At 65.5% G+C, this 26,923-nt stretch carries 24 protein-coding genes; 1 reads left to right on the forward strand and 23 read right to left on the reverse strand.

Going from position 1 to position 26,923, the window contains the following annotated elements; all coding sequences use genetic code 11:
- Positions 1 to 143 precede the first annotated feature (143 nt).
- Positions 144 to 2,129: an autotransporter family protein gene (locus LQG66_RS23385; RefSeq protein WP_231318020.1), complete on the forward strand. Its 1,986-nt coding sequence runs from the start codon at positions 144 to 146 to the stop codon at positions 2,127 to 2,129.
- A gap of 82 nt (positions 2,130 to 2,211) precedes the next feature.
- Here the strand turns inward: LQG66_RS23385 and LQG66_RS23390 are convergent, their stop codons facing one another.
- From LQG66_RS23390 to tsaB, 23 genes are all read right to left on the reverse strand, one after another.
- A complete protein-coding gene (locus tag LQG66_RS23390; protein WP_231318021.1) occupies positions 2,212 to 3,030 on the reverse strand; it encodes a hypothetical protein in 819 nt (272 codons plus the stop codon).
- Between the two features lie 73 nt (positions 3,031 to 3,103).
- The gene (locus LQG66_RS23395) at positions 3,104 to 3,946 is read right to left on the reverse strand and encodes a hypothetical protein (RefSeq protein WP_231318022.1); all 843 of its coding nucleotides are present in this window, start codon (positions 3,944 to 3,946) and stop codon (positions 3,104 to 3,106) included.
- Between the two features lie 117 nt (positions 3,947 to 4,063).
- Positions 4,064 to 4,534 carry a GNAT family N-acetyltransferase gene (locus tag LQG66_RS23400; protein ID WP_231318023.1) on the reverse strand — a complete coding sequence of 157 codons (471 nt, stop codon included), beginning with the start codon at positions 4,532 to 4,534 and terminating at the stop codon, positions 4,064 to 4,066.
- Between the two features lie 206 nt (positions 4,535 to 4,740).
- Positions 4,741 to 6,903 carry a polyribonucleotide nucleotidyltransferase gene (gene pnp / locus LQG66_RS23405; RefSeq protein WP_231318024.1) on the reverse strand — a complete coding sequence of 721 codons (2,163 nt, stop codon included), beginning with the start codon at positions 6,901 to 6,903 and terminating at the stop codon, positions 4,741 to 4,743.
- Positions 6,904 to 7,258: 355 nt separating this feature from the next.
- A complete protein-coding gene (gene rpsO, locus LQG66_RS23410; protein WP_231318025.1) occupies positions 7,259 to 7,528 on the reverse strand; it encodes a 30S ribosomal protein S15 in 270 nt (89 codons plus the stop codon).
- A 2-nt stretch (positions 7,529 to 7,530) separates the two neighbouring features.
- Complete coding sequence (gene truB, locus LQG66_RS23415; protein ID WP_231318026.1) at positions 7,531 to 8,640, reverse strand: tRNA pseudouridine(55) synthase TruB; 1,110 nt, start codon at positions 8,638 to 8,640, stop codon at positions 7,531 to 7,533.
- The gene (rbfA, locus tag LQG66_RS23420) at positions 8,640 to 9,056 is read right to left on the reverse strand and encodes a 30S ribosome-binding factor RbfA (protein WP_231327908.1); all 417 of its coding nucleotides are present in this window, start codon (positions 9,054 to 9,056) and stop codon (positions 8,640 to 8,642) included. Before rbfA ends, truB begins: the two co-directional genes overlap by 1 nt.
- 162 nt (positions 9,057 to 9,218) lie before the next feature.
- Complete coding sequence (gene infB / locus LQG66_RS23425; protein ID WP_231318027.1) at positions 9,219 to 11,975, reverse strand: translation initiation factor IF-2; 2,757 nt, start codon at positions 11,973 to 11,975, stop codon at positions 9,219 to 9,221.
- Between the two features lie 64 nt (positions 11,976 to 12,039).
- Positions 12,040 to 12,753, reverse strand: coding sequence for an RNA-binding protein (locus tag LQG66_RS23430; RefSeq protein WP_231318028.1), 714 nt, complete (start codon positions 12,751 to 12,753; stop codon positions 12,040 to 12,042).
- Positions 12,754 to 12,832: 79 nt separating this feature from the next.
- Positions 12,833 to 14,452 carry a transcription termination factor NusA gene (nusA, locus tag LQG66_RS23435; protein WP_231318029.1) on the reverse strand — a complete coding sequence of 540 codons (1,620 nt, stop codon included), beginning with the start codon at positions 14,450 to 14,452 and terminating at the stop codon, positions 12,833 to 12,835.
- A gap of 13 nt (positions 14,453 to 14,465) precedes the next feature.
- A complete protein-coding gene (rimP, locus tag LQG66_RS23440; RefSeq protein WP_231318030.1) occupies positions 14,466 to 15,236 on the reverse strand; it encodes a ribosome maturation factor RimP in 771 nt (256 codons plus the stop codon).
- 610 nt (positions 15,237 to 15,846) lie between these two features.
- Entirely contained in the window at positions 15,847 to 16,581 is a 735-nt protein-coding gene (locus LQG66_RS23445; RefSeq protein WP_231318031.1) for a tRNA (guanine(46)-N(7))-methyltransferase TrmB, read from the reverse strand.
- On the reverse strand, positions 16,578 to 17,708 hold the full coding sequence (locus LQG66_RS23450) for a M20 family metallopeptidase (RefSeq protein ID WP_231318032.1): 1,131 nt from the start codon (positions 17,706 to 17,708) through the stop codon (positions 16,578 to 16,580). The genes LQG66_RS23445 and LQG66_RS23450 overlap by 4 nt, the downstream gene beginning before the upstream one ends.
- A gap of 324 nt (positions 17,709 to 18,032) precedes the next feature.
- The gene (locus LQG66_RS23455; RefSeq protein ID WP_231318033.1) at positions 18,033 to 18,449 is read right to left on the reverse strand and encodes a helix-turn-helix domain-containing protein; all 417 of its coding nucleotides are present in this window, start codon (positions 18,447 to 18,449) and stop codon (positions 18,033 to 18,035) included.
- Positions 18,450 to 18,685: 236 nt separating this feature from the next.
- The gene (lnt, locus tag LQG66_RS23460) at positions 18,686 to 20,293 is read right to left on the reverse strand and encodes an apolipoprotein N-acyltransferase (RefSeq protein ID WP_231318034.1); all 1,608 of its coding nucleotides are present in this window, start codon (positions 20,291 to 20,293) and stop codon (positions 18,686 to 18,688) included.
- Complete coding sequence (locus tag LQG66_RS23465) at positions 20,290 to 21,447, reverse strand: hemolysin family protein (protein ID WP_231318035.1); 1,158 nt, start codon at positions 21,445 to 21,447, stop codon at positions 20,290 to 20,292. The genes lnt and LQG66_RS23465 overlap by 4 nt, the downstream gene beginning before the upstream one ends.
- Positions 21,448 to 21,449: 2 nt before the next feature.
- Positions 21,450 to 21,959, reverse strand: coding sequence for an rRNA maturation RNase YbeY (gene ybeY, locus LQG66_RS23470; protein WP_231318036.1), 510 nt, complete (start codon positions 21,957 to 21,959; stop codon positions 21,450 to 21,452).
- A gap of 64 nt (positions 21,960 to 22,023) precedes the next feature.
- Entirely contained in the window at positions 22,024 to 23,061 is a 1,038-nt protein-coding gene (locus LQG66_RS23475; protein ID WP_231318037.1) for a PhoH family protein, read from the reverse strand.
- Positions 23,062 to 23,065: 4 nt separating this feature from the next.
- Complete coding sequence (miaB, locus tag LQG66_RS23480; RefSeq protein WP_231318038.1) at positions 23,066 to 24,463, reverse strand: tRNA (N6-isopentenyl adenosine(37)-C2)-methylthiotransferase MiaB; 1,398 nt, start codon at positions 24,461 to 24,463, stop codon at positions 23,066 to 23,068.
- Positions 24,464 to 24,518: 55 nt separating this feature from the next.
- Positions 24,519 to 25,238 (reverse strand): HAD family hydrolase, encoded by a 720-nt coding sequence (locus LQG66_RS23485; protein ID WP_231318039.1) that lies wholly within the window; start codon positions 25,236 to 25,238, stop codon positions 24,519 to 24,521.
- Positions 25,231 to 25,683, reverse strand: a complete 453-nt coding sequence (locus LQG66_RS23490) for a Fur family transcriptional regulator (protein WP_231318040.1) — start codon at positions 25,681 to 25,683, stop codon at positions 25,231 to 25,233. Before LQG66_RS23490 ends, LQG66_RS23485 begins: the two co-directional genes overlap by 8 nt.
- Before the next feature lie 43 nt (positions 25,684 to 25,726).
- A complete protein-coding gene (rimI, locus tag LQG66_RS23495; RefSeq protein ID WP_231318041.1) occupies positions 25,727 to 26,209 on the reverse strand; it encodes a ribosomal protein S18-alanine N-acetyltransferase in 483 nt (160 codons plus the stop codon).
- Positions 26,209 to 26,907, reverse strand: coding sequence for a tRNA (adenosine(37)-N6)-threonylcarbamoyltransferase complex dimerization subunit type 1 TsaB (gene tsaB / locus LQG66_RS23500; RefSeq protein WP_231318042.1), 699 nt, complete (start codon positions 26,905 to 26,907; stop codon positions 26,209 to 26,211). The genes rimI and tsaB overlap by 1 nt, the downstream gene beginning before the upstream one ends.
- Positions 26,908 to 26,923 lie beyond the last annotated feature (16 nt).

Raw genomic sequence — 26,923 nt, forward strand, 5'->3', positions numbered from 1 at the left:
AGGATACTCAGGCGATGTTTGCGCAACCCTGGCGACTAGGTTCTCCCCCGATGATGGGGTGAACGCATCGAGCCGGTGCTTCGGCCACGATGGTCAGCCAGCCGGTCGCGCCGGCAGCGAGACAATCGTGGGGGCGATCGGCGATGCTGCGTTTCAAGATCGAGGTCATTACCTTGTGTGCGGTGATCGGCGTTGCGTGCGCGGCAGGACGCGCAGCGCCCGCGCAGGCCCAGTCGACGATCTGGGATTCCACGATCTCCAATACGAATTGGTATGTGCCGACGGCACAGCTGCTCGCCTACATGTCGCCCAAGGCCGGCTTCTTGAACCCGATCCCCATCGGCGATCAGACCTTGTGGACCCTGGGGACGGCGACCAACGGCGCTTTCACCGGGACGAGCGTCGCGCAGCTCAGGATCGGACCGGCACTGCTGACCGACACCTCGACGATCCAGGGCTTCGTGACGACGAGCGGGCAGATCACCATGCTGTTCACGCCCATCGGAGGTGGCACGGTGACCGTCGGTCTCGGCACCATGCGCACGGTCAATGGCGTGTCCAGCATGGAAATGCAGATGATCACCGGCGACAGTTTACTGGTGACGCATTGGGCCTACATGCTGCCCTATGATCCCGCGACCTTCACGCCGCCGCCGTCCGCGCCCGTGCCCGCCAATTCGGTGCCGCAATGGGCATGGACGGCCGGCACGCCGTGGCGGATCGTCAGCCCGACTTTGTTCGGCACCCAGGCCCCCGGGCGCTTCGTCATCACCGACTATCAGAACGGCTATTTCTGGGGCGCCGGCCTCGCGCCAGGCGGCAGCACTGGTGCGGGCTTCACGCTGCTCGGTTCGGTGACGCCGGAAGGCCGCGTGCTGTTCAACACCCTGTCGCGCGGCAACCTGACAAGCCTCTATGGCGCGGCCAGCGGCGATGCCTCGCAGGCGCAGATGGTGACTTCGAGCTACGATCTCACGGGAAAACTGACCGGAGGTGCGGCGACCATGTCGCTGATCCAGCCCTATGCCGAAACGCTCCGGGCCCAGGGCGGCCGCGTCGGTCTCGAAGCGGCTGAGGTGCTCTACCGGTTGTCCGCGACGTCGCTCGGCTGGAGCGGGTCGATGGCGCCCGGCTTTGCTGCGCTCGACAATCTGAGCGGACCTGCGCTCGCCACCGCGGTCAAGCAGACCCTGCCGGTGCTGACCGGCGCGGCCGCGCAGGCGGCCTACGTCACGCAGCGCGCCTTTGGGCAAACCATGATGGATCGGCTCGATGATGTCGGCGGCGTTGGTGCTGCGTCCGGCCGTGCTGTCTGGATCCAGCCTCTCGGCGTCGCCGCGCGGCAGGCGGGGCGAGACGGAGTTCCAGGTTACAACGCTTCCGGCGGCGGTGTGGCATTCGGCGCTGACGCCGCGCTCTCGCGACGCGCCCTCATTGGCGGCACGTTCGCGGTTTCGCGCCAGGCCATCACCGGAAGTGATGACGCCGTGCCGAACCGTCTCGGCGTCGCGTCCTATCAGCTGGGACTCTATGGCGCCTATGTGATCAGCCGCGACGTGACGCTGGACTATCAGTTCGATGGTGGACTGAATGACAACGGCGAAAGCCGCTCGTTGAACTTCATGGGCACGTCCGCCGGCGGGAGCTACCGCTCCTATACCGGTCACGCTGGCGCAGGTCTCAAGACACACGTTCCGCTTCAGGGCGGTCTCGCTCTCATCCCGTCACTCCACCTCGACTATGGCACCGTTCGCAGCGGCTCCTACCGCGAAAGCGGCGCCGGCGGATTCAGCCTCAACGTCGACCCGCAGACGTATCAGGAGCTCATTGCGACCGCCGGGATGAAAGCCGTCTACCAGCTTGCAAAGCAGGTGCATCTGACTGGCGATATCGGCGCCGGCTACAACGCGCTCAACCAGAGACTCCAGATCGGCGCGGCCTTCTCCGGCGGCGGCGAGCGCTTCGCCACCAATGGCCTTGGCCTGTCGCCCTGGATCTATTCGGCCGGATTCGGCCTTGTCGCCGCCGGCAACGACCGGCTCGACGTCAGCGTTCGCTACGGCATCAACGCCACGTCGTCGGGCCTCCTCCAGCAATCGGGGCATGCGGTGCTGAAGATCAGGCTGTGATCGTCCCCAGCCAATCACGGCCCTTCGATGCGTGCGACGCGAGCGCCTGGATCACAGTCAGGGTCGGTGTGGACGAGCCGATCTATTCACGCCCGAAATAGGCCGGCAGTGCCTGGTCCAGCCGAAACTTCAGCATCGACCGCGCCATGTCGCGCAACACGGTGTTGTTGGCGGCGTCCGCCGGCGTTGCGGGAAAAGCGGAATTGTCGACGTCGCCCGCGTGGGATGGTGGGCCCATCCCGGATGTCAGACCCGTCAAGAAGCTCTTTGAGCTGGCCGGAGGATCGCGCTTCTCGAATGTCGCGCCATCGAATAGCTGAATGTCGAGCATGACGAATACGTGCGTGTATTTGACGAGCCCCGCCACCCGGCTGACCACCCCGATCCCCGATACGATGTCGTAGGTCGATGGCTCTTTACCGCTCCGGCGCGTGACCACGAGATAGCGCCCGCAGCCCGCCGAGCCCGCCACCCTCCTGACGATGACCGGCAGCTTGTGGTTCTCGTCGGAGATCGAGGTCGACTGATAGAGCGGATCGAACGCTCCCTTCGGAACAGCAATGCGACGAACATTGTCACCGCCTGCGGCCCTCGCCCGCGCATAGATCAGGTCGTCGAAGCCCCACGATACGGGGACTTCCGCGTAGTCCCCGCCGAGTTGCGTGATGCCGTTGTTCTGCACCGTGAAGACGTCGCCGACAGCGGCGATCAAACCGGTGTCGCACGGTCCACTCGCCCCTATCGCAGCTGTGGCCGGCCTGGCATTCGCACCCACCGCTTTCTTGATCGCACTCTTTGCAGGTGGCGCGGCATTCGGCGCAGGCTGTGACTGCGCCGACGCGTCCGTGCACGACCAGACGAAGGCGAGGAGCAGCGGCACGAGGCGGCGCAGAGCATGCATGACGAGGTCTCGTTCGTGAGGGTGTATCGAAGAGGGCGGGAATCGCCCTAACATGGAGATCCAGCCGCTTGCGTCATTCGACCTTCAGATAGCTCGGCAGATCGCGATCGAGTTTCGCCGCGACCAGTGTCCGCAGCCGCTCGCGCAGCACGACGCTGCTCGCCGCGGCCGCGAGAGGGTCGGGGAAATCGGCATTGTCGAGCTTATTGAGCGGATCTTCCATGATCCTCATGCTCTCGGCGAGCCTGGCGCCGGTGTCAGCCGAAAACGAGCTGACCCTCTCAAAGGAGTTGCCGTCAACCAGCGTGATGTTGACATTCGCAAACAGGTGCGAGTGCCTGAGGACAGACCCGACGCCCTGATTGTAGGCGCCGATGCCCTTGAGCACCAGGTTGGTGCCGGGAATCTTGCCCTCGAACGTGGTCACGACGAGGTAACGCGCGCAGTTCGTATTCGTGGTCACGTCGCGAACGATCGAGGTCAGGCTCTCCTTCGGATCGGGCAGGAATCGTGATTTCGGATGGTAGTACGGCTCGAACGCGTCCCTGGGATAGCCGACCCTCCGCACGGTGGGATCGCCGCCGGTTGCCGCGCGCACGCGCGCCATCACCAGGTCATCCAGTCCCCAGCCTTGGACGGTTACCTCGGTCTCTTCGATTTCGAACACGGTGATACCGAACTTATTGACCGTCAGCTGGTCTCCAAGAACGGAAATTACCCCGAGGCGACAGGGGCCGCTTTCAGTGGCCGCAGCAGGCTTCGCGGCTGGCTTCCTGCCGGCCGGCTTCTTGGCGGCGGCCGGCGGCTTCGCGGATTGAACGGGTGTTGACGGCGCCTGGGCCGAGGCCGCGTGGGCGAAAGCAAAGGCGAGAGCGGCGAGCGTGAGGTTGCGAATCAGCATGAGCGATACGGACAACGGTGCGGTTCGAGAACGGCGGAGCCGCCGGGAACCCGAAACCTAGTCCGCCCTGGAATGCTGACGCAATAATTTCTCGGCGACACGCGAGATCGGCCGCTCGTGCACGCGATGCGATTAATCGCCGGGCGGCCGGTCGGCCTGCTTCCAGCGATAATATTTCATCATCCGGCCATGCACCGCGTCGGCCTCCTCTTTCTCCAGCACGAAGCCTTCGCGCTCGTACCAGCGCCAAGCCTTCTCATTGCCTTCGGCGCAGCGCAGCCAGATTTCGTCGGGCAGCAGCGCGCGGGTGAAGGCGAGCAGGCGCCGGCCGAGCGAGTGCCCCTGATGGGAGGGCGCGATCATCAGCTGGTCGAGATAGAGCCTGGGCACATTGATCGCGAGCATCGCGGCGAGCCGGCCGCCGTCATCGGCGACATAGAGGCTCCAGCCGCCGGCAACCTCGCGCGGCACGCGCTCCTTCAGGAAGACGAGCAGTTTATCACTCGGCGTCTCCAGCCCGGTCGAGCACCAGCTCTCCATCCAGAGTTGGGCGATGGCGTCGTATTCATCTGGGCGGGCGGGGCGGATGACCGGTTTGTGCATGGGCTCAGACCTGAATCGAGTTGCGGCGAGGACCTGACCTCTCGATCAGACGTCATTGCGAGGACGCCCCGAAGCAATGCGGAATGCGTCGCTCGGTCCTGGATTGCTTCTGGCACTCGCAGCGACAACGCCGCGCCGGTCAAATGGACAACAAAAAAGGGCGGCTTGAAAGCCGCCCTCTGCTGATGTGACGAGTGGTCGCTGGGCTATTCGCCGGCGGCTTCGCGCGGCGTCTCGGCGCCGCCGTCGGCCTTCTGCTTGGCTTCGAGGTCCTCGCCGGTGGTCTGGTCGACGGCCTTCATCGACAGCCGGGTCTTGCCGCGATCGTCGAAGCCGAGCAGCTTGACCTTGACCTTGTCGCCTTCCTTGACGACGTCGGTGGTCTTCTGCACGCGCTTGTCGGCGAGCTGCGAGATGTGGACGAGACCGTCGCGCGTGCCGAAGAAGTTCACGAACGCGCCGAACTCCATCACCTTGACGACAGTGCCGTCATAGATCTGGCCGATCTCCGGATCGGAGGCGATCGACTTGATCCACTTGATGGCGGCCTTCATCGCCTCGCCGTCGTTGGAGGCAACCTTCACGGTGCCGTCGTCCTCGATATTGACCTTGGCGCCGGTCTTCTCGACGATCTCGCGGATCACCTTGCCGCCGGTGCCGATCACTTCGCGGATCTTGTCGGTCGGGATCTTGAAGGTCTCGATGCGCGGCGCGTATTCGCCGAGCTCGGCGCGGGCTGCGGTCAGCGCCTTGGACATCTCACCCAGGATGTGGATGCGGCCTTCGCGGGCCTGGCCCAGCGCAACCCGCATGATCTCCTCGGTGATGCCCTCGATCTTGATGTCCATCTGCAGCGAGGTGATGCCGCTCTCGGTGCCGGCGACCTTGAAGTCCATATCGCCGAGATGGTCCTCGTCGCCGAGGATGTCGGAGAGAACGGCGAAGCGCTTGTCCTCGAGGATCAGGCCCATCGCGATGCCCGCGGTCGGACGCTTCAACGGCACGCCGGCATCCATCAGCGCCAGCGAGGCGCCGCAGACCGAGGCCATCGACGACGAGCCGTTCGACTCGGTCACCTCCGACACCACGCGCGTGGTGTAGGGGAACTCGTGGTGCGGCGGCAGCACGGGATGGATCGCGCGCCAGGCCAGCTTGCCGTGGCCGATCTCGCGGCGCTTGGTGCCGCCGAGACGACCGGTCTCACCGACCGAGTAGGGAGGGAAGTTGTAGTGCAGCAGGAACGTCTCTTTGTAGGTTCCCGACAGCGCGTCGATGTACTGCTCGTCCTCGCCGGTGCCGAGCGTGGTCACGACCAGCGCCTGGGTCTCGCCGCGGGTGAACAGCGCCGAGCCGTGGGCGCGCGGCAGCACGCCGACCTCACAGACGATGTTGCGCACGGTCTTGGCGTCGCGGCCGTCGATGCGCTTGCCGGTGTCCAGGATGTTCCAGCGAACGATCTTGGCTTCCAGCTCCTTGAACACGCCGGAGAGGCGGAGCTTGTCGTATTTCGGCTCGGCGCCTTCCGGGAAGAAGTGCGCCATCACCTTTTCCTTGACGGCGCCGACGGCGGCATAGCGCTCCTGCTTGACCGGGATCGCATAGGCCTTGCGCAGGTCCTGCTCGGCGACGCCCAGCATTTCCTTCTCGATTGCGCCGTTGTCGATGACAGCGACGTCGCGCGGCTCCTTGGCGGCCTTCTCGGCCAGATCGATGATCGCGTTGATCACCGGCTGGAAGTGGCGGTGACCGAACATCACCGCGCCGAGCATGATGTCCTCGTTGAGCTCCTTGGCCTCCGATTCCACCATCAGCACGGCGTCGGAGGTGCCGGCGACGACGAGGTCGAGCTGGGTGTCGGCCATCTCGTCGAGGGTCGGATTGAGGATGTATTCGTCATTGGCGAAGCCGACGCGGGCCGCGCCGATCGGGCCCTTGAACGGCACGCCCGACAGCGTCAGCGCGGCCGACGCGGCGACCAGCGCCACGATATCGGGATCGTTCTCCATGTCGTGCGACAGCACGGTCACGATGACCTGGGTCTCATTGCGCCAGGCATCGACGAACAGCGGGCGGATCGGGCGGTCGATCAGGCGGGAGACCAGCGTCTCCTTCTCGGTCGGACGGCCCTCGCGCTTGAAATAGCCGCCGGGGATGCGGCCGGCAGCGTAGGTCTTTTCCTGATAGTCGACAGTCAGCGGCAGGAAGTCGACGCCCTCGCGCGGCGACTTGGCGGCGACGACAGTCGCGAGCACGACGGTCTCGCCATAGGTGGCGACGACGGCGCCGTCAGCCTGGCGCGCGATCTTGCCGGTTTCCAGCTTGAGGGGACGTCCACCCCAGTCGATCTCGACGGAATGCTTGGTAAACATTGGTATCTTCTTTCATGAGATGATCGAAGGAAGACCCCCAGAAACAAAAAAACCATGCGCAAGATGGCAGGACGCTGGATTGCGATCAGCGCCCTGCGATCCTGCCATGGTTTTCTTATTTCGGATGGCGTCCATCCTTCTCGTCGTACGGGCTCTTGCCCGTGACGCCCAGCGGCCGGATTGCTGCTGAGGCGTACTGCACAGTCTGGGCGAGATCGGCCGAAAAGCGTATCCGCTTCTTTCCGGATTCCTGCCAGACTATATGATCACGGACCCGCGAACGCCGCGCGGCGGCATTCTCGGGACCCTGTCGATAACGCGCGCCAAATCGCGCGCGCTCATTCCGATCAAAAGCTCAACGGCGAATGTTGTGCTTCTCGAGCAGCGCCTTGTAGCGCGCCTCGTCGTTCTTCTTCAGATAGTCGAGCAGCGAACGGCGGGTCGAGACCAGCTTCAGGAGGCCGCGGCGGGAGTGGTTGTCCTTGCCGTGGGTCTTGAAATGGCCGGTCAGGTTGTTGATGCGTTCCGACAGGATCGCAACCTGGACCTCGGGAGAGCCGGTGTCGCCGGCCTTGGTCGCACTTGCCTTGATGATTTCCGCTTTGCGCTCTGCGGTAACCGACATCGTCAGTCTCTTTCGTTGCGACCGGAGCTGGCAGTCAGTCCGGTCAGGTTGAACACGCGCTTGGGGATGAGTTCGCCATTGCCAATTTCGGCAAGCGCCAGAAGGCGGCCTGCGACCGTGACATAGACTGTGCCGCTACTTTGGGGCGCATCCCGTCCGCGCAACAAAACGGCCTGGCCCCGATGGAGCCTTGCCGCATCAGCCCGTGTGACGGCCAGTGCCGGGATGTCGTCCAGCGCGGTCTCAACGGGCAAAAGTGCGTCGGCGAGGCTACCCTCGCCGGACGCGGCTCTATTGCACAAAGCCTCCAATTGTTCCAGCGGAATCATGTCGTTCTCGGTAAACGGACCCACCAGGGTCCGCCGGAGCGCGCTGATATGGCCGTAACAGCCGAGGATTCGGCCCATGTCACGGGCGAGCGCCCGCACATAGGTTCCCTTGCCGCATTCGGCCTCGAAGACCGAATGCGACGGATCCGGCTGGTCGACGAGGGTCAGCTCGTGGATTTCGACCGGCCGGGGTGCCAGTTCGACGACCTCGCCGTCGCGGGCGAGGTCGTAGGCGCGCTCGCCCTGGATCTTGATCGCGGAATAGCGCGGCGGAGTCTGCTCGATCCGGCCGGTAAATTGCGGCAGCAGGGCGCGAATCGCCTCGACGTCCGGCCGCTGCGTGCTGGTCTCGACGACACGACCCTCGGTGTCGTCGGTATCGCGCTCCTCGCCCCAGCACACCGTGAAACGGTAGCGCTTGCGGCCGTCCATCACGAACGGAACGGTCTTGGTGGCTTCGCCGAGCGCAATGGGAAGACCGCCCGACGCGAGCGGATCGAGCGTGCCGGCGTGGCCGGCGCGCTTGGCCTGGAACAGGCGCTTGGCGACCGCGACGGCCTGCGTCGAGGTCATGCCGATCGGCTTGTCGAGCACGACCCAGCCATGGATGTCGCGACGATCGCGGCGCGGCTGGTTGCCCTGACCGTTTCCTTGGCGCTGCTTGTTGTTGCGCGGATCGTTGTTGTCGCGCGGCGGGCGGGCGTCGGCAGAGTGGATCGTCTTGACGGCGGTCGTTTCGGCGCTCAGCGCATCGACAGTGCCGGTTTCGGGGGGGATGGTCATCAGCTCTCTTCCGAATCCGAATTGAGGTCTCTCTGCACCGCGGGTGTTCGCAGTAATTTCTCGATCCGTTCCGCTTCGTCGAATCGCTCGTCGACGCGGAAGCGGATGTCAGGTGCAAATTTCAGGTTAACGCGCCGCGCGATGTCGCCGCGCAGGAACTTCTTGTTGCGCTCCAGCGCAGTGAGCACCACGTCCGTGTCCTGTCCGCCGAGCGGCATGATGTAGATGGTGGCGAGCTTCAGGTCGGGCGACATGCGGACTTCGGGCACCGTAATGATGTGTCCCTCCAGGTCCGGATCATGCACGCTACCTTGGCTGAGAATGTCGGCGACAGCGTGACGCACGGTCTCGGCCACGCGCAGCTGGCGCTGCGAACCGCCGGAAGCCGAGCTTCCCCTCTGGTGATGGCGAGGCATTGTTTCAAAATCCAATGGGTCACCACCCGGCGTGGCACGGGTGATGGAGGTCATTCTGGTTGAGTTCGACGACGCTTCGATTCGTTCAAATGAGGCTTGCGAGACCCGTCCGTGGACGGGCTCGCAGCTCAATCAAAAGACAGCGCTCTGTAGGATTCGGACTTACAGCGAGCGCTGGATGGTCTCCACGCGATAACACTCGATGACGTCGCCGACACGCATGTCGCCGTAGTTCTCGAAGGCCATGCCGCATTCCTGGCCCGACTGGACTTCCTTCACTTCGTCCTTGAAGCGCTTCAAGGTCGACAGCTTGCCTTCGTGAACCACCACGTTGTCGCGGATCAGGCGGACATTGGCGCCGCGCTCCACGGTGCCGTCGGTGACGCGACAACCCGCGACCTTGCCGACCTTGGAGATGTTGAACACCTCCAGGATCTGCGCATTGCCGAGCATGGTCTCGCGAAGCGTGGGAGCCAAAAGGCCGCTCATCGCCTTCTTCACGTCATCCACGAGGTCGTAGATGATGTTGTAGTAGCGGATCTCGATGCCGTTGCGCTTGGCCAGCGCGGCCGCTTCCTTGTTGGCTCGCACCGAGAAGCCGATGATCGCGGCGTTGAAGCCTTCCGCGAGCGTCACGTCGGATTCGCTGATGCCGCCGACGCCGGCATGCAGGATGCGGGCGGCGACCTCGTCGGTGCCGAGCTTCTCCAGCGAGCCCAGGATCGCTTCCAGCGAGCCCTGCACGTCGGCCTTGATGACCAGCGGGAATTCCTTGCGACCCGCTGTCTTCAGTTGCGACATCATCTGCTCGAGCGAGCCGCGCATGCCGGAGACGCTGGCGGCGGCATTCTCGCGCTTCTGATGGGCGCGATAGCTCGTGACCTGGCGGGCGCGGGCTTCGCTCTCGACCACCGCAAGGCGGTCGCCGGCTTCCGGCGGGCCGTTGAAGCCGAGCACCTCGACCGGCACGGAAGGTCCGGCCTCGGTCAGGGTCTCGCCCTGGTCGGAGATCAGCGCGCGGACGCGGCCCATTTCAGCGCCGGCCACGATGATGTCGCCGACCTTGAGGGTGCCGCGCTGAACCAGCACGGTTGCCACCGGACCGCGGCCACGATCGAGCTTGGCTTCGATCACGGTGCCCTCGGCCGGGCGATGCGAGTTGGTCTTGAGGTCGAGGATGTCGGCCTGCAGCGCGATCATTTCCAGCAGGCGGTCGAGATTGGTCTTGTTCTTGGCGGAGACCTCGACGTCGACGACCTCGCCGCCCAGCGACTCGACCTGAACCTCGTGCTGCAGCAGCTCGGTGCGGACCCGCTCGGGGCGCGCATCGGGCTTGTCGATCTTGTTGATCGCCACGATCATCGGCACCTTCGCCGCCTTGGCGTGGTTGATGGCCTCGATCGTCTGCGGCATGACGCCGTCGTCGGCGGCGACCACCAGCACGACGATGTCGGTGACCTTGGCGCCGCGGGCGCGCATCGCGGTGAAGGCGGCGTGGCCGGGCGTATCGATGAAGGTGATCTTCTTGCCCGAATCGGGCGCCGTGACCTGATAGGCGCCGATGTGCTGGGTGATGCCGCCGGCTTCGCCCGAGACCACGTTGGCGTGGCGCAGCGCGTCGAGCAGCGAGGTCTTGCCGTGATCGACGTGGCCCATCACGGTGACGACCGGGGAGCGCGGCTCGGTATCGCCGGAATCGTCGACGACATCGAACAGGCCTTCTTCCACGTCCGAGGCCGCCACGCGCTTGACGGTGTGGCCCAACTCCTCCGCGATCAGCTGCGCGGTGTCGGCGTCGATCACGTCGGTGATCTTGTGCATCGCGCCCTGCCGCATCAGCAGGCGGATGACGTCGACTGCGCGCTCCGACATGCGGTTCGCCAGTTCCTGGATGGTGATCGCTTCCGGAATCGTCACCTCGCGGATCAGCTTTTCCTTCTGCTCGTTGGCAGCGTGGCCCTTCAGGCGCTGGGTGCGGCGGCGGAACGAGGCGATCGAGCGCTCGCGCACATCGTCGGCCGTGAGCGCGGTGACCACGGTCAGGCGGCCGCGCTGCTTCTGCGGCGCCGGCTTGTGGGTCGTCTTCGGTGCCATCACCGGACGGGCAACGCCGCCCGGGCCGCGCCGGATCTGGCGCGGACCGTCATCCTCGTCCGGACCGGCGGCGACGCCGGGCGCACGGGCGACTGGACTGCCGGGCCTCGCGGAGGCTGCGGTGCGGGCGCCGGCGGGCTGAGCGCCACCTGGCCGCGCACCGGGAGCGCCCGATGCCGGCCGGCCGCCGGACGGGGCACCCTGGGAACGGGACGGCGCCGACGCCGGACGGGCGGAAGCTCCGGAGGACTGCGGCGCTGCGGCGGCGGCCGGACGTGGCGCCTCACCTTCGCCGAACCGCTTCTTGGCTTCGAGCTCGGCCTTGCGCTTGGCTTCCTCTTCGTGGCGATGACGCTCTTCCTCGGCCTTGCGGCGCGCCTCGGCAGCCTCGCGCTCGGCGCGTTCGGAGGCTTCGCGCTCGGAGCGGCGGCGGGCTTCCTCCTCGGCCTGGCGGCGTTCCTCGACATCGCGGACGCGCGCATCGGCGAGCGCGCTGGCGCGCGCCGAACGTTCGTCCTCGGTCAGTGTACGCAGCACGACGCCGGACCCGCCGCGCTGGGACGAGCCGGACGAACGCGGTCCGGACGGGCGGGGGCTCGGCGGCGGGGGCGACGGCGCCTTGGCGACGACCGGCTCCGGTGCGTGCGGCGCATCGGGCGCTCCATCACCGGCCCGGCGCTTGCCGCGCTTCTCGACCACCACCTGCTTGCTCCGGCCATGTGGGAAGCTCTGGCGTACCGTGCCTGTCTCGACGCGCGGCTTGAGCGTCAAGGTCTTGGTCGGGACACTCAGTTTCTTGTCGCCCGGAGTGTTGTTGTCGGCCATTCAGTCGTCCTAATCTCGTTACAGCGTGCGGGCTACCGCACCGTCCCATTCGTGCAATCGTCAGCTATGTCGTCGAAGTCGAAGCAGATTTCGTGGCCGCGGTTCCGGCAATCTTGTCAGCGTCGGCCGACCGGTATCGGACCAGTGTCTGGCTGCGCGACAGGAATGTCCTGCTCGCCGGGCCCGCGAGCACGGCAGCATGTATCACATTTGAGCGCCCAAGTGCCAAATCCAATTCTGCCGAAGTGAGACAGCAGATGATCGGAAATGTCGGGGCTGGTCCCTGATCCCCGTCATTTGGCCGCACCAGCGCGTCGAGCTTGCGGATGCCGTCGGCCGCGCCGTCTGAAGCATGGATGAGGGCGGCCAACGTGGTCCGGGATTGGCGCTGCGACAGCGCCGCTTCCACCTTGGAGAATCCGGACACGACCTGGCCGGCCTTGGCGGCGATTCCCAGCGCCTCGATCGCGCTGCGAGCCAGCAGGGCCTCCAGATCGTCGGCAAGTGTCGGATGGACGCGAACGTTCGCCTTGAAGCCACGGCTGAAATGGTGACGCCGCACCGCTTCTGCAACCGCCTGGCGTGAGGCCGAAATCCACAATCCCCGGCCCGGCAGCTTGCGCTTGATGTCGGGCACGACCTCGCCCGACGGGCCGACGACGAAGCGGATCAGCTCGCCGATCGGCCGCACCTCGCGGCTGACCGCGCACATGCGCATGGTCGCGGACTTCTCGGTCCGCGGTCCATTGTCGAGCTCGGGGTCGGCCAAAGCGAGCATGCGGTGATGCAGCTCCTCATCTCAAGCTTGTGGTGTCATGGCGGGGGTCATTGCGGCGTCCAGGGTTCGAAACATCGGGTCAGGCCGGCTGTCCTTCGGCTTCGTCCTCGGCGTCGGCTTCGACCTCCGGCTTGGCGATATCGGCTTCGCTGATCCAACCCGCCTTGACGCGGGCCTGCATCACCATCGCCTCGGCATCGTCGCGGGACACCTCGAGTCCGTCGAGAATGCCCGGAAATTTGGTGGACTCGCCGCCCTCCTTGCGCTCGGTCCAGCCGACCAGATCGTCGGTGGCGCAGCCGGCGAGATCGTCGACGGTCTTGATGTCGTTCTCGCCGAACTTGACCAGCATCTTGGTGGTCACGCCGGGCACGGCCTTCACCGCGTCTTCGACGCCGAGCTCCTTGCGCTTGGCCTCGAGCTCGGCCTCCTGCTGCTCCAGGAATTCCTGGGCGCGGGTCTGCAGCTCGGTCGCGGTTTCCTCGTCGAAGCCCTCGATGCCGGCGAGATCCTTGAGATCGACCATCGCGAGTTCCTCGACCGAGGTGAAGCCTTCCGAGGCCAGCAATTGGCCGACCACTTCGTCGACGTTCAGCGATTCCATGAAGACGCGGGTGGAGTTCTCGAAATCGGCCTGGCGGCGCTCCGATTCCTCCTGCTCGGTCAGGATGTCGATGTCCCAGCCGGTCAGCTGCGAGGCGAGGCGGACGTTCTGGCCGCGGCGGCCGATCGCCAGCGACAGCTGGTTGTTGGTGTCGGGCACCACGACCTCGATCCGCTCGCGGTCCTCGTCGATGACGACCTTGGCGACTTCGGCCGGCGCGAGCGCGTTGACCACGAAGGTCGCGATGTCAGGCGACCAGGGAATGATGTCGATCTTCTCGCCCTGCAGCTCGTTCACCACGGCCTGCACGCGCGAGCCGCGCATGCCGACGCAGGCGCCGACCGGATCGACCGAGGAGTCGCGCGACACGACGCCGATCTTGGCGCGCGAGCCGGGGTCGCGGGCCACCGCCTTGATCTCGACGATGCCGTCATAGATTTCCGGCACTTCCTGCGCGAACAGCTTGGCCATGAACTGCGGATGGGTGCGCGACAGGAAGATCTGCGGGCCGCGGGTCTCGCGGCGGACGTCGAACACATAGGCGCGGACGCGGTCGCCGTTGCGGAACACCTCGCGCGGCAGCATCTCATCGCGGCGGATGATGGCCTCGCCGCGGCCGAGATCGAGGATGACGCTGCCATATTCGACACGCTTGACGACGCCGTTGACGATGTCGCCGATGCGGTCCTTGAATTCCTGGTACTGACGGTCGCGCTCGGCCTCGCGCACCTTCTGCACGATGACCTGCTTGGCCGACTGCGCAGCGATGCGGCCGTATTCCAGCGGCGGCAGCGTATCGGCGATGGTGTCGCCGATCTGCGCGCCCGGATTGGCGCGGCGGGCGTCCTCCAGCGAGATCTGGTTGGACGGGTTCTCGACCTTCTCGACCACCAGCATGTGGCGCGACAGCCGCAGCTCGCCCTTCTTGGGATCGATCTCGGCATGCACGTCGGTCTCGCTGCCGTAGCGGGCGCGGGCGGCCTTGGCGATCGCGTCTTCCATGGCCGCGATCACGATGCCGCGGTCGATCGACTTCTCGCGCGCAACGGCGTCGGCGATCTGCAGCAGTTCCAGCCTGTTGGCGCTGACGGCCATGGTTCAGTCTCCTCTAATCAGGATCGATCTCGCCTCTGCGCACGCGATCGGCGGCGAGGCGATGTTTCTTGGTATTGGTCGGCAGCGGCTTCTTGGCCGGCTGCTTGTCTTTCGGCTTTTCTTTGAGCTTGGCCGGCTTGGCCTGGGCCGCCGGCTTGGCGTGCGGCGCCAGCGGCGGCGCCAGCCCGAGGTCGCGCTTCTTCTCGCGCTCGGCCGCCTTGCCGCGGCGCATGGATTCGGCGATCAGCTCGTCGGTCAGCACCAGCTTGGCGTCGCCGATGTCGGCCATCGGCAGCACGACATCAGGCTCCTGGTCCTTTGCCACGTCATCGCGGCTGATCCGCACGCCGTCGCCTTCGACGCCTTTGATGATGCCGCGGAAGCGTTTGCGGTTCTGATACGCCACCGCCATCTCGATCTTCACCAGATGACCGGCGTGGCGGAGGAAATCGGAGCGGCGGACCAGCGGCCTGTCGATGCCCGGCGACGAGATCTCGAGCCGGTAGGCGCGTTCGATCGGGTCGGCGATGTCGAGCACCGGGGATAGCGCCCGCGACACGGCCTCGCAATCCTCGATCTGCATCGATCCGTCGGGGCGTTCCGCCATGACCTGAACCGTGCAGCCGGCCTCGCCCGAGATGCGGATCCGCACCAGGCGGTAACCCATTCCCTGCAGCACCGGGTCGGCCACCGCCGCGACGCGCGCCGCCGCGCCCGGCTCGATGACGAGACGGGGCTCGGTCAGGAGGTCGGTGTCGGCGGTTGCGAACGTAGGTTCCGTCATCGAGGCGTCGATCGCGTCTTGCTTGCTTTGGGTCGTTCGGCTCGTCCGATCGCGTTCCGGACCGTTCGCGCCCTTGGCGGAGCGATCCGGGTAACAAAAAAGAGCGGGTCCGGAAGGGCCCACTCTCACTACGCGATCGTATATGAGATGATTTCTGATGGCGCTCATATAGCGGCTTTGCGGCCTGACGGCAAGGGTCGTAACGGCCGAAACGGGGGCGGAACCTGAAATTCACCGCAAGCCCGGCGGTCTATTTGTTCTCGCTTCCTTCCCGCTGGACGGCGCGTCGCCTAACCCTTCATTCACCAAGATCGCTTAAACTTGAATGAGGATGCGTCCGTCCGCCGAAGCGATAAGCTTTCGTTCGGGCGCAGGGAGGTATGTGGCGTTGTGCACCGAGCAAGTATCATGACCGTCGCCACCTGCTGATCGATCTGGCCGAACGTTCGTCGTGCCTCGTCAAGGCGTCCCGCGCGGTGGATTGCCCGCTCGCGCGCGACGAATGCCCGACGCGATCCGCGTGAACTACGCGCCCCTGCCGCCGTCGCCAGCCGAACGCGTCGTCGCCTTCCGGGAGATGCGGCACTGACAACTCGACATTGGCGTCGCGTCAGCGCCGCCGGAAGATCAGGTAGTTCGCGACGCGGCCTTCGCGCGTGGCCTTCCGGCCGTAGCGTGTCATCGTGTAGCCCGCCCAGGGGAGGCGCCAGTCATCAGCGCGCTCGGCCGTCCAGGCAAATTCTGGTGCGCGCAACAGATGCCACAAGGTCCAGGCGCAATAGTCGGCGATGTCGCTGACGAAGCGGAATTCGCCATCTGGCTTGAGGACGCGCGCCATCGCGGCGATGGTCGCATCCTGCACGAAGCGCCGTTTCCAATGGCGCCGCTTCGGCCAGGGATCGGGATGGATCAGGTCGATACGCTGCAGCGATTGCGGCGGCAGCCAGGCGAGGAGCTCGGCGGCGTCGCCGGCGAACAGCTTGATGTTGCCGATATTGTCGGCCTCGATCGCAGCCAGGATCTTGGCCATGCCGTTGACATAAGGCTCGCAGCCGATGAAGCCCGTCGTCGGAAACGCCTTCGCTTCAGCAGCCAGATGTTCGCCGCCGCCGAACCCGATCTCGAGCCGCAGCGTGTCGATCGAGGGATCGAACAACCCGGGAAGCGTGGCCTCTGCAGGACAAGAGAGATCGAGCGCGAGGTGCGGCAGCAGATGCTCGACCAGATCGGCCTGATGGGCCCGCAGCTTGTGTCCCTTGCGCCTGCCAAAGAACGAGCCCTGACGATGCTGAGCCTCGGTGTCGGTGGGATCGTCGTCGACGGGCATGGTGATCGAGGCGCTCATCGCAGGGTCTGATAGAGACGGTGAAGGAGCCGCGTCCGCGGCTCGATCGAGGAGATGTACATCTGCTCGTAATGCGTATGCGCGCCCTTGCCGTCGACACCGAGCCCGTCGAGCGTTGCGGTGAACGGCGCCGTGAAATTGCCGTCGGAGCCGCCGCCCGTATAGGTGTCCGTGAGTTCGAAGCCGAGCTCTTCCGCAAGTGACCTCGCGTGCTCGAACAGCGCCGCCCCGGCGTTGCCCTTCACGTAAGGCGGCCGGTTCACCTCGCCTCTGACTTCGACCGTGACGCCATCGCTGCGCGAGGTCAGCCCCAGGATCTTGGGCAGAATCTCCTCGGCATCTGCCGGCGTCGGCAGCCGCGCATCCACCTCCGCATAGGCCTCCTCAGCGATCACGTTGGGGCGCGTGCCGCCGCGGACGACGCCGACATTCACGGTGATCCCGCGCTCGGGATCATTGAGCGCTTCAAGCGCGTGGATCACGTTGGCGAGTTCGCGGATCGCACTACGCCCGTCTTGCGGACGCGCGCCGGCATGGGCGGGAACGCCGCGGATCGCCACGTCGAAGCGTGCGACGCCCTTGCGTCCGGTGACGATCTTGCCACCGTCGCGCGCGGGCTCGGTCACCAGGACGTATTTGGCCTTGCGGCCTTCATCCTCGATCAGCGCGCGCGATGTCGGACTGCCGATCTCCTCGTCCGAGACGAACAAATGAGTAATGCCGAGCGGTGATCGCTCGCCCGCGATGCAGAGCTGACGGAAGGCGTGATAAGCAAGGTATGCGCCACCCTTCATGTCGTAGATGCCCGGGCCGAAGGCGACGTCGCCTTCAATCGAAAACGGCAGGCGCTCGATGAAGCCGATCGGGTGCACCGTATCGAGATGGCTGAGGATCAGGATGCCCGGCTCGTCCTGTCCCCACGACGAGCGGACCACGAGATGATCGCCGCAGCCGTCGCGTCCGGCGATCCGCTCGATCGTGGCGTCGAGCCCGCGGTAGCCGTCGGCGACCAGCGAGGCCAACCGGTTGACCTGATCGGGCGCGTCGGTCGGTGTTTCGATCTCCACCCATCGGCGGATGCCTTCGAGGATTGTGCGACTATCGAACGGATCGGTCGTGGTGGTCATGGGCTTCGCAAGTCGTTCTCAATGGTTACTAAATGGTAGCGGGCGCGGAGCTGTGTCGTGCACCCATCGTGGCGCATGCCTGAGTGCTGCCCGCTCCCGGGCGCCACATGCGCACAAAACGATTTAGAGCGCGACAGCGTTTCCCGAAGGGGAGCCATCGCGCTCTATTGGTCGTGATCCCACTTGTCTATCGGCTCATTGGTTTTGCGGAACGCAGCGTGCCCGGCGCGACGTTCGCAAAACCTGCTCTGCTAATGGCCCCCCGAGGCGCTGACATTCATATGAGAGGTGGCCGCAATAGGAATGTCAGCGCCGGCGCATCAGCTAGCCGTCTTCCGGCGCTTCGCGATCAGCAATCTGCTCGACCAGGTCGACGATGCTGCGGCGAAGCTTGGAATCGTGGATCCGCGTGAATGCGCGGGTCAACGCCAGTCCTTCAGAGGTTGCCAGAAAATCGGACACATAGGCCGGAGAAGCACCTTCGCCGAAGGTTTCGCCGTTGATGCCGCCACTCGGGACCCCTTCAAACAGGAAGGAGACCGGGATCTGCAGGACCTCTGATATCTGCTGAATCCGGCTGGCGCCGACACGATTGGTGCCTTTTTCGTACTTCTGTATCTGCTGGAACGTGAGTCCGAGAGCCTCACCGAGTTTTTCCTGGCTCATGCCCAACATGATACGGCGCATCCGCACCCGGCTGCCGACATGCTTGTCAACAGGGTTGGGCGCTTTCGTCGACATCTCTCAACTCCTTAGAATCAGGGGCCCCGGAACGAGGCGGTCGCAGTATGCCTCAGGCGCTCACACCGTCAATTTATGCTCGCATGTCGTACTAACGAAGACGGGCCGAGCAAAGAACTGAGCGGCTCATGCTGCCGCGCGACAATGCGAATTGCAGCCGCTATCTGTCAACACTTGGGGTTTTGCTTGTCAAAAAAAATCTTACGCAACCGGAAAGAATCGAGGGTTTGCGGGTGTCAGGGAAGCTTTTGAGCAACACGTCTGCGAACGACGGTGCTCAGGGCGATCACTAACAGGATCGCCGCAGGAACATCGCCGGCCCGCGCATAGATGGTCGGCTGCAACGCAACAGGCAGCGCTGCGTCGAGCACGCCCTCTGCGCCGAGCGGCAATTGCGCGATGATACGCCCTACAGGATCGATCACCGCAGAGATTCCAGTGTTCGCTGATCGAACTAATGGAACGCCTTGTTCGATCGCCCGCCACTGCGCTTGCTGCAGATGCTGATGAGGACCGGTCGAAATGCCGAACCAGCCATCATTCGTTAGGTTGACGATCCAGCCGGGCCTCTCTTCTCCGGCGCTGTCGCTCGGAAAAATCGCCTCGTAGCAGATCAAAGGAAGAACACGCGGTGCGTGTGGCACGTCCAGGTTGTGCCGGGTGGTGCCGGGTATGAAGCCTCCTTGCACCCGGGTGAGCTGCTCGAGGCCGATCCGTTCCAGCCAATCCTGGAACGGCAGATACTCGCCGAACGGCACCAGATGAAGCTTGTCGTAGACGGACAGCACGGCGCCATCATGATCGATGACATAGATCGAATTGTAGGCGCGGGTGACGAGTGCGTTCCGTGGCCCGCCCGGGGCGCGGACCGAACCGGTGATCAGCACCGTGCCCGGCGAGAGCAGGTCGGCGATCTGGGCCATCACGTCCGGCTCGCGGGCCAGAAAGAACGGAAACGCCGATTCCGGCCAGATCAGGACATTGGTGTCCCGGACCCCGGTGGCGCGGGGACCCGAGGCGCGGTCAGACAGCGCCAGATAGCGCCGCATCACGTCGGCCTTGGCGCCGTAGTTGAATTTGACGTCCTGCTGCAGGTTCGGCTGCATGATCCGGAGCTTGAGGTCGGCAACCAGCGCCGTCGGATGCAGACCGAGCCGGATGGCGCCGAACACGCCCATCAGGACGAGCAGGGTGGCGGCCGCCGCCGGCGCCTGCCAGGTGTCGCGCCAGGTCTTGCCGTCGATCAGCACCGCCGGGCTCGCGAAGATCGCGATCGCCAGGAACGTCATGCCCCACAGCCCGATCAGCGAGGTCGACTGCGCCAGGGCAAGCGGCTGGGACAGGGCATAACCGAACGTGTTCCAGGGGAAGCCGGTCAAGGCATGGCCGCGCAGCCATTCGCTCGCCGTCAGGCAGGCCGCCAGCGCCAGGATGCGGGTTGCATCGCGCGTCCAGATCAACCGGGCCAAGGCGAAGCCGAGCGCAGGGAACAGCGCCAGATAGGCCGGCAGCCCGAGCACCGCGAACGGCATCAGCCAGGCGAACGTCTGGGCATCGACCAAGAACGCGTTGCCGATCCAGTACAGGCCCGGGACGAAATAGCCCATGCCGAAGCAGAAGCCGGTCAGCGCGGCCGCTGGAATGCCGCGCCGCCGGCCCGCGGCCGCGCCGTCGATCAGCCAGACCACCGCCGGAAAGGTGACGATCAGCACCGGCCAGGCATTGAACGGTGCCATCGCGAGCGAGGACAGCGCACCTGCGGCGAGCGCGATGGCGGCACGTTTCCAGCCCCAGGCCAGGACGACGCCAAGGGCGAGGCCGCGAATCGTCGACGGACGGATCACTGTGAGCCGGCTCCGTCACGTGGTGGCGGGCTGTTGTCTTCACCGCCCGGCGCCGGGTCGCTATCCGCCGTCCGCGGCGGCTCGATGGAGCCGCCGGTCTCGGGCAAGGCCTCGCGGCGCCGGCCCTCGCGCGGCGGACGCGGGACGGGCCGCTCCTTGCGCGGCGCGATGCGCAGCCGCTTGACCCGGCGCGGATCGGCGTCCAGCACCTCGACCTCGAAATTGCCGGGACCGGAGATCAGTTCGCCGCGCACCGGCAGCCGGCCGACATGGTTGACGAGATAGCCGCCCAGCGTCTCGACGCCCTCACCGGCCTCTCCGGTCACGAAATCCTCGCCGATCACCCGGCGCACGTCATCGAGGCTGGCGCGGGCATCCGCGATGAAGGCGTTGTCGGCCTGCCGCATGATCGCCGGCGGCTCGTCGCTGTCGTGCTCGTCATCGATCTCGCCGACGATCTGCTCGACGATGTCCTCCATCGAGACCAGCCCGTCGGTGCCGCCATATTCGTCGACGACGAGCGCCAGATGAATGCGCGAGGCCTGCATCTGCGCGAGCAGGTCGATCGCGCGCATCGACGGCGGCACGTAGAGCAGCTTGCGGATGATGCTGGCGTCGAGCAGCGGCATCGAAAGATCGACGGTCTTGAGATCGAGGCCAGCGGGCAGCGGCTTCTTGCGCTTGGCCTTCACGGCCTCGGGGACGCGCGCCTGCGCGGTCATGAAGGCCAGCAGGTCGCGAATGTGCACCATGCCCTCGGGATCGTCGAGCGTGTCGTTGTAGACCACGAGCCTGGAATGCGATGCGCTCTCGAACAGGCTCATCAGCTCGCCGAGCGGAATGTCACGCCTGACCGCGACGATGTCTGCGCGATGCACCATGACGTCGGCGATGCGTCGCTCGTGCAGATCGAGGATGTTGCGCAGCAGCGTGCGCTCGACCGCGGAGAAGCCGATGTCGTCGGGCGCCGACGCGTCGAGCACGACCTGCAGGTCGTCGCGCACCGACCCGGCGCCCTTCCAGCCGAACAGGTTGCGCAGCGCCCGCAACAGCCAGTTCTCGCTCGGTGAGCGTCCGAGCTCGGCCGGCGGCACCACGGCCGGCAGATTGCGCATGTTGCGCGGATTGTCGTGGATCGGCTCGGAATCGGCCATGGTCAATCCATCCGCTCCCGCTCGGCGTAGGGATCAGGGATTCCCAGTTGTGCCAGGATCTCGGTCTCCAGCGCCTCCATCTCCGCGGCCTCGTCCTCGGTCTCGTGATCGTAGCCGATCAGATGCAGGAAGCCGTGCACGGTGAGATGGCTCAGATGCTGGTCGAACGGCTTCTGTTCGTCGTCGGCCTCGCGCCGCATCGTCTCATAGGCGATCGCGATATCGCCGAGCATACGCGGCGCATCGTCCTCGCTGCGCGGCCCGGTGGGCTGCAGCGCGGGAAACGACAGTACGTTGGTCGGCTTGTCGATGCCGCGCCAGTTGCTGTTGAGCGTGCGGATGCCTGCGTCGTCCGTCAGCATGACGGCGATCTCGGCCTCGCCGACGTCGGCCTCGACTATCTCCGCGGCTGCGATGATGGCGCGATGTATGACGTCCTCGGCGTCGGGCTGGTCCTGCCAGCAGTCGGCTGCGACGATCACCTCAGTGCTTGGAATGGGACTTTGTGGCATCCTGGTCGATATCTGTGCGGATGGCGCGGTCAATCGCGCGCCGATCGGCGTGCTTGCTCTTGCGTCAGCGGGCCTTCGGGCCTTCATAGGCAGCGACGATGCGCGCCACCAATTCGTGGCGAATGACATCTTCGCCGGTGAACTTGACCTGTGCGATCCCCTCGACACCCTCGAGCAGCCGGGCGGCCTCCGCCAAACCGGACGTCTGCCCGTTGGGCAGGTCGACCTGAGACGGATCGCCCGTGATGATCATGCGGCTGTTCTCGCCGAGACGAGTCAGGAACATCTTCATCTGCATGGACGTGGTGTTCTGGGCTTCGTCGAGGATGATCGCGGCGTTGGTCAGCGTGCGCCCGCGCATGAAGGCGAGCGGCGCGATCTCGATCTCGCCGGACTGCAGCGCGCGTTCGACGACGCGCGCGTCCATCAGGTCGTACAGCGCGTCATAGATCGGACGCAGATACGGGTCGACCTTTTCCCGGAGATCGCCGGGCAGGAATCCGAGCCGTTCGCCGGCCTCGACCGCCGGGCGCGACAGGATGATGCGATCGACCTCCTTGCGCTCGAACAGCTGGGCGGCCTGCGCGACCGCAAGCCAGGTCTTGCCGGTTCCTGCCGGTCCAATCCCGAACACCAGCTCATGGCGCTTCAAGGCGCGAATGTAGGAATCCTGCGCGGCCGTGCGGGCGCGCACCGGGCGCTTGCGCAGGTTGATGCTCTCGAAGGCGTTCTTCGCGTTCTTGGCATCGAACTCGAACAGCGAGCCTTGCGCGACCACGGCGCGGATCGCCCCTTCGACGTCACCCTGGGCCAGGTCCTGGCCCTGCAGCGCCTGGGCATAGAGCGATTCCAGCACGCGCCGCGCGGCGTCACAGCCGTCGCGGGAGCCGCCGATCGTGATGTGGTTGCCGCGGGAATCGACGACGACGCCGAGCCGGCGCTCCACCAACGCCAGGTTCTGTCCGTAGGGACCGACAAGGGCCGAAACCGCGCGATTGTCGTCGAAATCGATGACAACCTGCGTCTCGGGTGGCATCGACGTCTCGCGGTCGAACTTGCGGTTTTGAGCGAGGGAAGGCGAATCCGATGCGCTCTTGGGCAAGGGCTCAGGCTCCGACGGTGGCAAGGGGGGCTGCGGAACGGCTGACCGGCGTCGCTGTCACGAGCTCGCCGAGCAGGCTGTAGCGTTCGAGGCTGTCGATCCTCACCGGCATCACCTGCCCGATGATCTCGTCCGACGCCATCACGTGCGCCGGCTGCAGATAGGCGGTTCGTCCCACGAGCTGCCCCGGCTTCCGGGCCACGCGTTCGAACAGCACGTCGACGACGGTGCCAATCGCGGCCTTGTTGAAGGCCGATTGCTGGCTGTCGATCAAGGCCTGGAGCCGCTCCAATCGCTCGTCCATCTCGGTCGCTGACACCATCTCCTGCATGTCCGCCGCCGGCGTTCCCGGTCGCGGCGAATATTTGAACGAATAGGCGCCAGCGTAGCCGATTTGGTCGATGAGCGCGAGGGTGGCGCGAAAATCTTCCTCGGTCTCCCCGGGGAACCCGACGATGAAATCGGAGGAGAACGCAATCTCCGGGCGTACGTGACGGAACCGGTCGACGGCTGTCCGGTAGGCGGCCGCGCTGTGCTTGCGGTTCATCGCGGAAAGGATGCGGTCCGAGCCGGATTGGACCGGCAGATGCACGAACGGCATCAGCGCGTCGAGATCGCGATGCGCGGCGATCAGGCTGTCGTCGACGTCGTTGGGGTGGCTGGTCGAATAGCGGATGCGGGCCACGCCGGGGATCTCGGCGATCCGGTATAAGAGCCGACCAAGCGTCCAGGCGCGGCCGTCCGGACCCTCGCCATGATAGGCGTTGACGTTCTGCCCGATCAGCGTGATCTCGCGAACGCCGTTGTCCGTAAGTTGAGTGACCTCGTCGACGATCCGTGCGACCGGGCGCGACATTTCGCTGCCGCGCGTGTACGGCACCACGCAGAAGGTGCAGAACTTGTCACAGCCCTCCTGCACGGTCACGAACGCCGAGACGCCGCGGGCCCGGATAGCCTCACGGCTGGGCTTGGCCAGGACGGCGAACTTGTCCTCGGCCGGGAACTCGGTTTCGATTGCCCGTTCGCCCCGGCCGGCGCGCGCCAGCAGCTCCGGCAGATGATGGTAGCTCTGCGGGCCGACCACCATGTCGACTGTCGGCGCGCGTGCGATGATCTCCTGGCCTTCGGCCTGGGCTACGCAGCCGGCGACCGCAATCTGCATCGTGCGGCCGGCCCTCGCGGCGTCCTCTTTCGCGACCCGCAGCCGCCCCAGCTCCGAATAGACCTTTTCGGATGCCTTCTCGCGGATGTGGCAGGTGTTGAGGATCACCAGATCGGCGGCGCCGACATCGGCAGTCTCGACGAAGCCCTCAGCTCCCAGCGTGTCCACCATGCGCTGGGCATCGTAGACGTTCATCTGGCAGCCATAGGACTTGATGTGCAGCTTGCGCGGCGGCGTCATGAACCTTGCGTACGGTCGGGAGCGCGCCAATTTCGGCGCGGGGCTCAGATATAGGCTAGACGGCCGAAAATCCAGCAAGCGGGCCCGTTTTCTCACCCAGCCGGTTCAGAATTGCTGGCAATTGCCGCATATCGTCGAAAACCAGGGTGGCGCCGGCGGCCTGCAGGCTGCCGGCATGGTCCGGCCGGCAATGGCTGCCGCCGTGGAACCCGAGCACGGTCATACCGGCGGCGGCGGCGCCTCGGATGCCGGCCGGGCTGTCCTCGACGACGACGCAGGCCCAAGGCCTGGCCTTCATCTGTGCTGCGGCGAACAGGAACAGGTCGGGGGCCGGCTTGCCGTTCTCGACCTGCGAGGACGAGAAGATGTGCGGGGCGAGACGGTCATACAGCCGGGTGGCGCCGAGGCTGACGCGCATGCGCTGGTGCGAGCCGGAGGAGGCGACGCAGACCGGGATGTCGATGGAGTCCAGCGCGTCGGTGATCCCCTCGATGCTCCGCAGGTCCTGCTCGAAGGCGCGGAACAGGCGGTCCTGCAGCCGCGCATTGAAATCGTCGGGCAGGCTGCGGCCGAGCTCCGCCTCGACCTCCAACGTCGCCTGTTTCGACGAGCGGCCCAGGAAGCGATCGAAAACCTCATCCGCGGTGATCGGGTAGCCACACAGGCTGAGCACGTCGGCATGGGCCTGACAGGAGATCACCTCGCTGTCGACCAGCACGCCATCGCAATCGAAAATGACGAGATCGAGGTTCGAACCAGGCGTCGCGTCAGCCATTCGTCTCTTCGTCGAGAGGCACACAATACAGCTCGAGCCGGTGGTCGACGAGCTTGTAGCCGAGCTTGCGGGCGATCTCCGCCTGCAGCTTCTCGATTTCCTCCGAGGTGAACTCGATCACCTTGCCGTCGCGCAGGTTGATCAGGTGATCGTGGTGGCTGTCGCGCATCTGCTCGTAGCGGGCGCGGCCTTCGCGGAAATCGTGGCGCTCGATGATGCCCGCATCCTCGAACAGCTTCACGGTCCGATAGACGGTGGAAATCGAGATCTTGTCGTCGACTGCGACGCAGCGCCGATAGAGCTCTTCAACGTCGGGATGGTCGCTGGCTTCCGCAAGCACACGGGCAATAACCCGGCGTTGCTCGGTCATGCGCATGCCGGTGGCGGCGCAGCGCGCCTCGATGCCGGAGGAATTGAGCGCTGGCGTAGTTTTTAAGGAGGTCATTGTGTCTCGCCTCAAGGATGCGCTTTCTGCCACCAAGTGCATGTTACGACAAGTCCCGGCGCATCAGAAGCGCATTCAACTGTTCCCCGCCAGGCTGCAGGTAATAGCGCTCCCGCCGGCCGACGGTCGCAAATCCGGCACGTTCATAGAGTCGCCGGGCCGGCTGGTTGTTTTCTTCGACTTCGAGAAAGACCGTCCGAACCCCACGGCCTGCCAAATGCCCGAGATGCAGCAGCAGCAGATCACGAGAAAAGCCGCGGCCGCGCTGATTTGGGTCAAGGGCGACCGACAAAATTTCGGCCTCGTCGGCGCCGATGCGCGAGACGATGAAGCCGATGATCTTGCGACCTATTCGCAGTCGATGAACCATCGTGTTGCGCTCGGCCAGCATCGACTCGAACTCGCCTTCGCCCCAGCCGCGGTGAAACGAGGCGGCGTGGATCTGGGCGAGCCGTCCGGCGTCGCGCAGCGAGGCCGCCTCCAACGAGGGCTTGTGGCGGCCCAGCCACCGGAAGAACATGTTCATCAGCGGGCGGCCGTCTGCGCCGGTTCGAGCGGCAGGTTGGCCGGCGGCTTCACGTCGGGAGCGCGCAGATAGAACGGCCGGGCCGGCGCATGGGCCGGTTCGGCCGCAGCCCCGAGCCAGGCGACCCACGCGATGTCGGGACCGGGCTGCGTGTCGACCGCCACCGGAGCGGCGGCGTCGGCAGGCCATCGCGCGGCCAGGATGGACGCCGCATTGCCGACCAGATGCGGAGCGCCGAGGCGCGCGACCGTGAGCATGTCGTCGATCGCAGCGACCCGTGGCGCGACCAGCTCGTCGCCGCTACCGCTCACGACCTGATAGTAGACCTGATCATGCCGGGCATCGATCGCCGATATGACCGGGCTTGCGCCGTCCTCACTGACGATCGGAGCCGCATACGCGGAGAGCGTGGTGACGCCGACGACCGGCTTGTGCGCCGCCAGTGCAATCCCGCGCGCCGCAGAGAGGCCGACGCGCAGGCCGGTGAAACTGCCAGGACCGGTCGTCACCGCGATCCGGTCGAGCTCGTGGAAGCCGACGCCTGACTGCTGCATCACGCGCGCAATCAGCGGCATGAGCGCCTCGGCGTGGCCGCGCTGCATCGGAAGCGTTTCCTGGGCGCGCATCGCGGCCGAATCGGTGTCCAGAACGGCAGCCGCGCAATGGTCGAGGGCGGTATCGATGGCGAGTATCAGCATCCGGTCAGATTCGCAT

This window comes from Bradyrhizobium ontarionense (genome assembly GCF_021088345.1).
Lineage (GTDB): Bacteria > Pseudomonadota > Alphaproteobacteria > Rhizobiales > Xanthobacteraceae > Bradyrhizobium > Bradyrhizobium ontarionense.

Bases quoted from the DNA above. Each gene is read 5' to 3' on its own strand.
- LQG66_RS23385 (WP_231318020.1), top strand. From the start codon at position 144: ATGCTGCGTTTCAAGATCGAGGTCATTACCTTGTGTGCGGTGATCGGC.
- LQG66_RS23390 (WP_231318021.1), bottom strand. From the start codon at position 3,030: ATGCATGCTCTGCGCCGCCTCGTGCCGCTGCTCCTCGCCTTCGTCTGG.
- LQG66_RS23400 (WP_231318023.1), bottom strand. From the start codon at position 4,534: ATGCACAAACCGGTCATCCGCCCCGCCCGCCCAGATGAATACGACGCC.
- pnp (WP_231318024.1), bottom strand. From the start codon at position 6,903: ATGTTTACCAAGCATTCCGTCGAGATCGACTGGGGTGGACGTCCCCTC.
- rpsO (WP_231318025.1), bottom strand. From the start codon at position 7,528: ATGTCGGTTACCGCAGAGCGCAAAGCGGAAATCATCAAGGCAAGTGCG.
- truB (WP_231318026.1), bottom strand. From the start codon at position 8,640: ATGACCATCCCCCCCGAAACCGGCACTGTCGATGCGCTGAGCGCCGAA.
- rbfA (WP_231327908.1), bottom strand. From the start codon at position 9,056: ATGCCTCGCCATCACCAGAGGGGAAGCTCGGCTTCCGGCGGTTCGCAG.
- infB (WP_231318027.1), bottom strand. From the start codon at position 11,975: ATGGCCGACAACAACACTCCGGGCGACAAGAAACTGAGTGTCCCGACC.
- LQG66_RS23430 (WP_231318028.1), bottom strand. From the start codon at position 12,753: ATGCTCGCTTTGGCCGACCCCGAGCTCGACAATGGACCGCGGACCGAG.
- nusA (WP_231318029.1), bottom strand. From the start codon at position 14,452: ATGGCCGTCAGCGCCAACAGGCTGGAACTGCTGCAGATCGCCGACGCC.
- rimP (WP_231318030.1), bottom strand. From the start codon at position 15,236: ATGACGGAACCTACGTTCGCAACCGCCGACACCGACCTCCTGACCGAG.
- LQG66_RS23445 (WP_231318031.1), bottom strand. From the start codon at position 16,581: ATGAGCGCCTCGATCACCATGCCCGTCGACGACGATCCCACCGACACC.
- LQG66_RS23450 (WP_231318032.1), bottom strand. From the start codon at position 17,708: ATGACCACCACGACCGATCCGTTCGATAGTCGCACAATCCTCGAAGGC.
- LQG66_RS23455 (WP_231318033.1), bottom strand. From the start codon at position 18,449: ATGTCGACGAAAGCGCCCAACCCTGTTGACAAGCATGTCGGCAGCCGG.
- LQG66_RS23465 (WP_231318035.1), bottom strand. From the start codon at position 21,447: ATGGCCGATTCCGAGCCGATCCACGACAATCCGCGCAACATGCGCAAT.
- ybeY (WP_231318036.1), bottom strand. From the start codon at position 21,959: ATGCCACAAAGTCCCATTCCAAGCACTGAGGTGATCGTCGCAGCCGAC.
- miaB (WP_231318038.1), bottom strand. From the start codon at position 24,463: ATGACGCCGCCGCGCAAGCTGCACATCAAGTCCTATGGCTGCCAGATG.
- LQG66_RS23485 (WP_231318039.1), bottom strand. From the start codon at position 25,238: ATGGCTGACGCGACGCCTGGTTCGAACCTCGATCTCGTCATTTTCGAT.
- LQG66_RS23490 (WP_231318040.1), bottom strand. From the start codon at position 25,683: ATGACCTCCTTAAAAACTACGCCAGCGCTCAATTCCTCCGGCATCGAG.
- rimI (WP_231318041.1), bottom strand. From the start codon at position 26,209: ATGAACATGTTCTTCCGGTGGCTGGGCCGCCACAAGCCCTCGTTGGAG.
- tsaB (WP_231318042.1), bottom strand. From the start codon at position 26,907: ATGCTGATACTCGCCATCGATACCGCCCTCGACCATTGCGCGGCTGCC.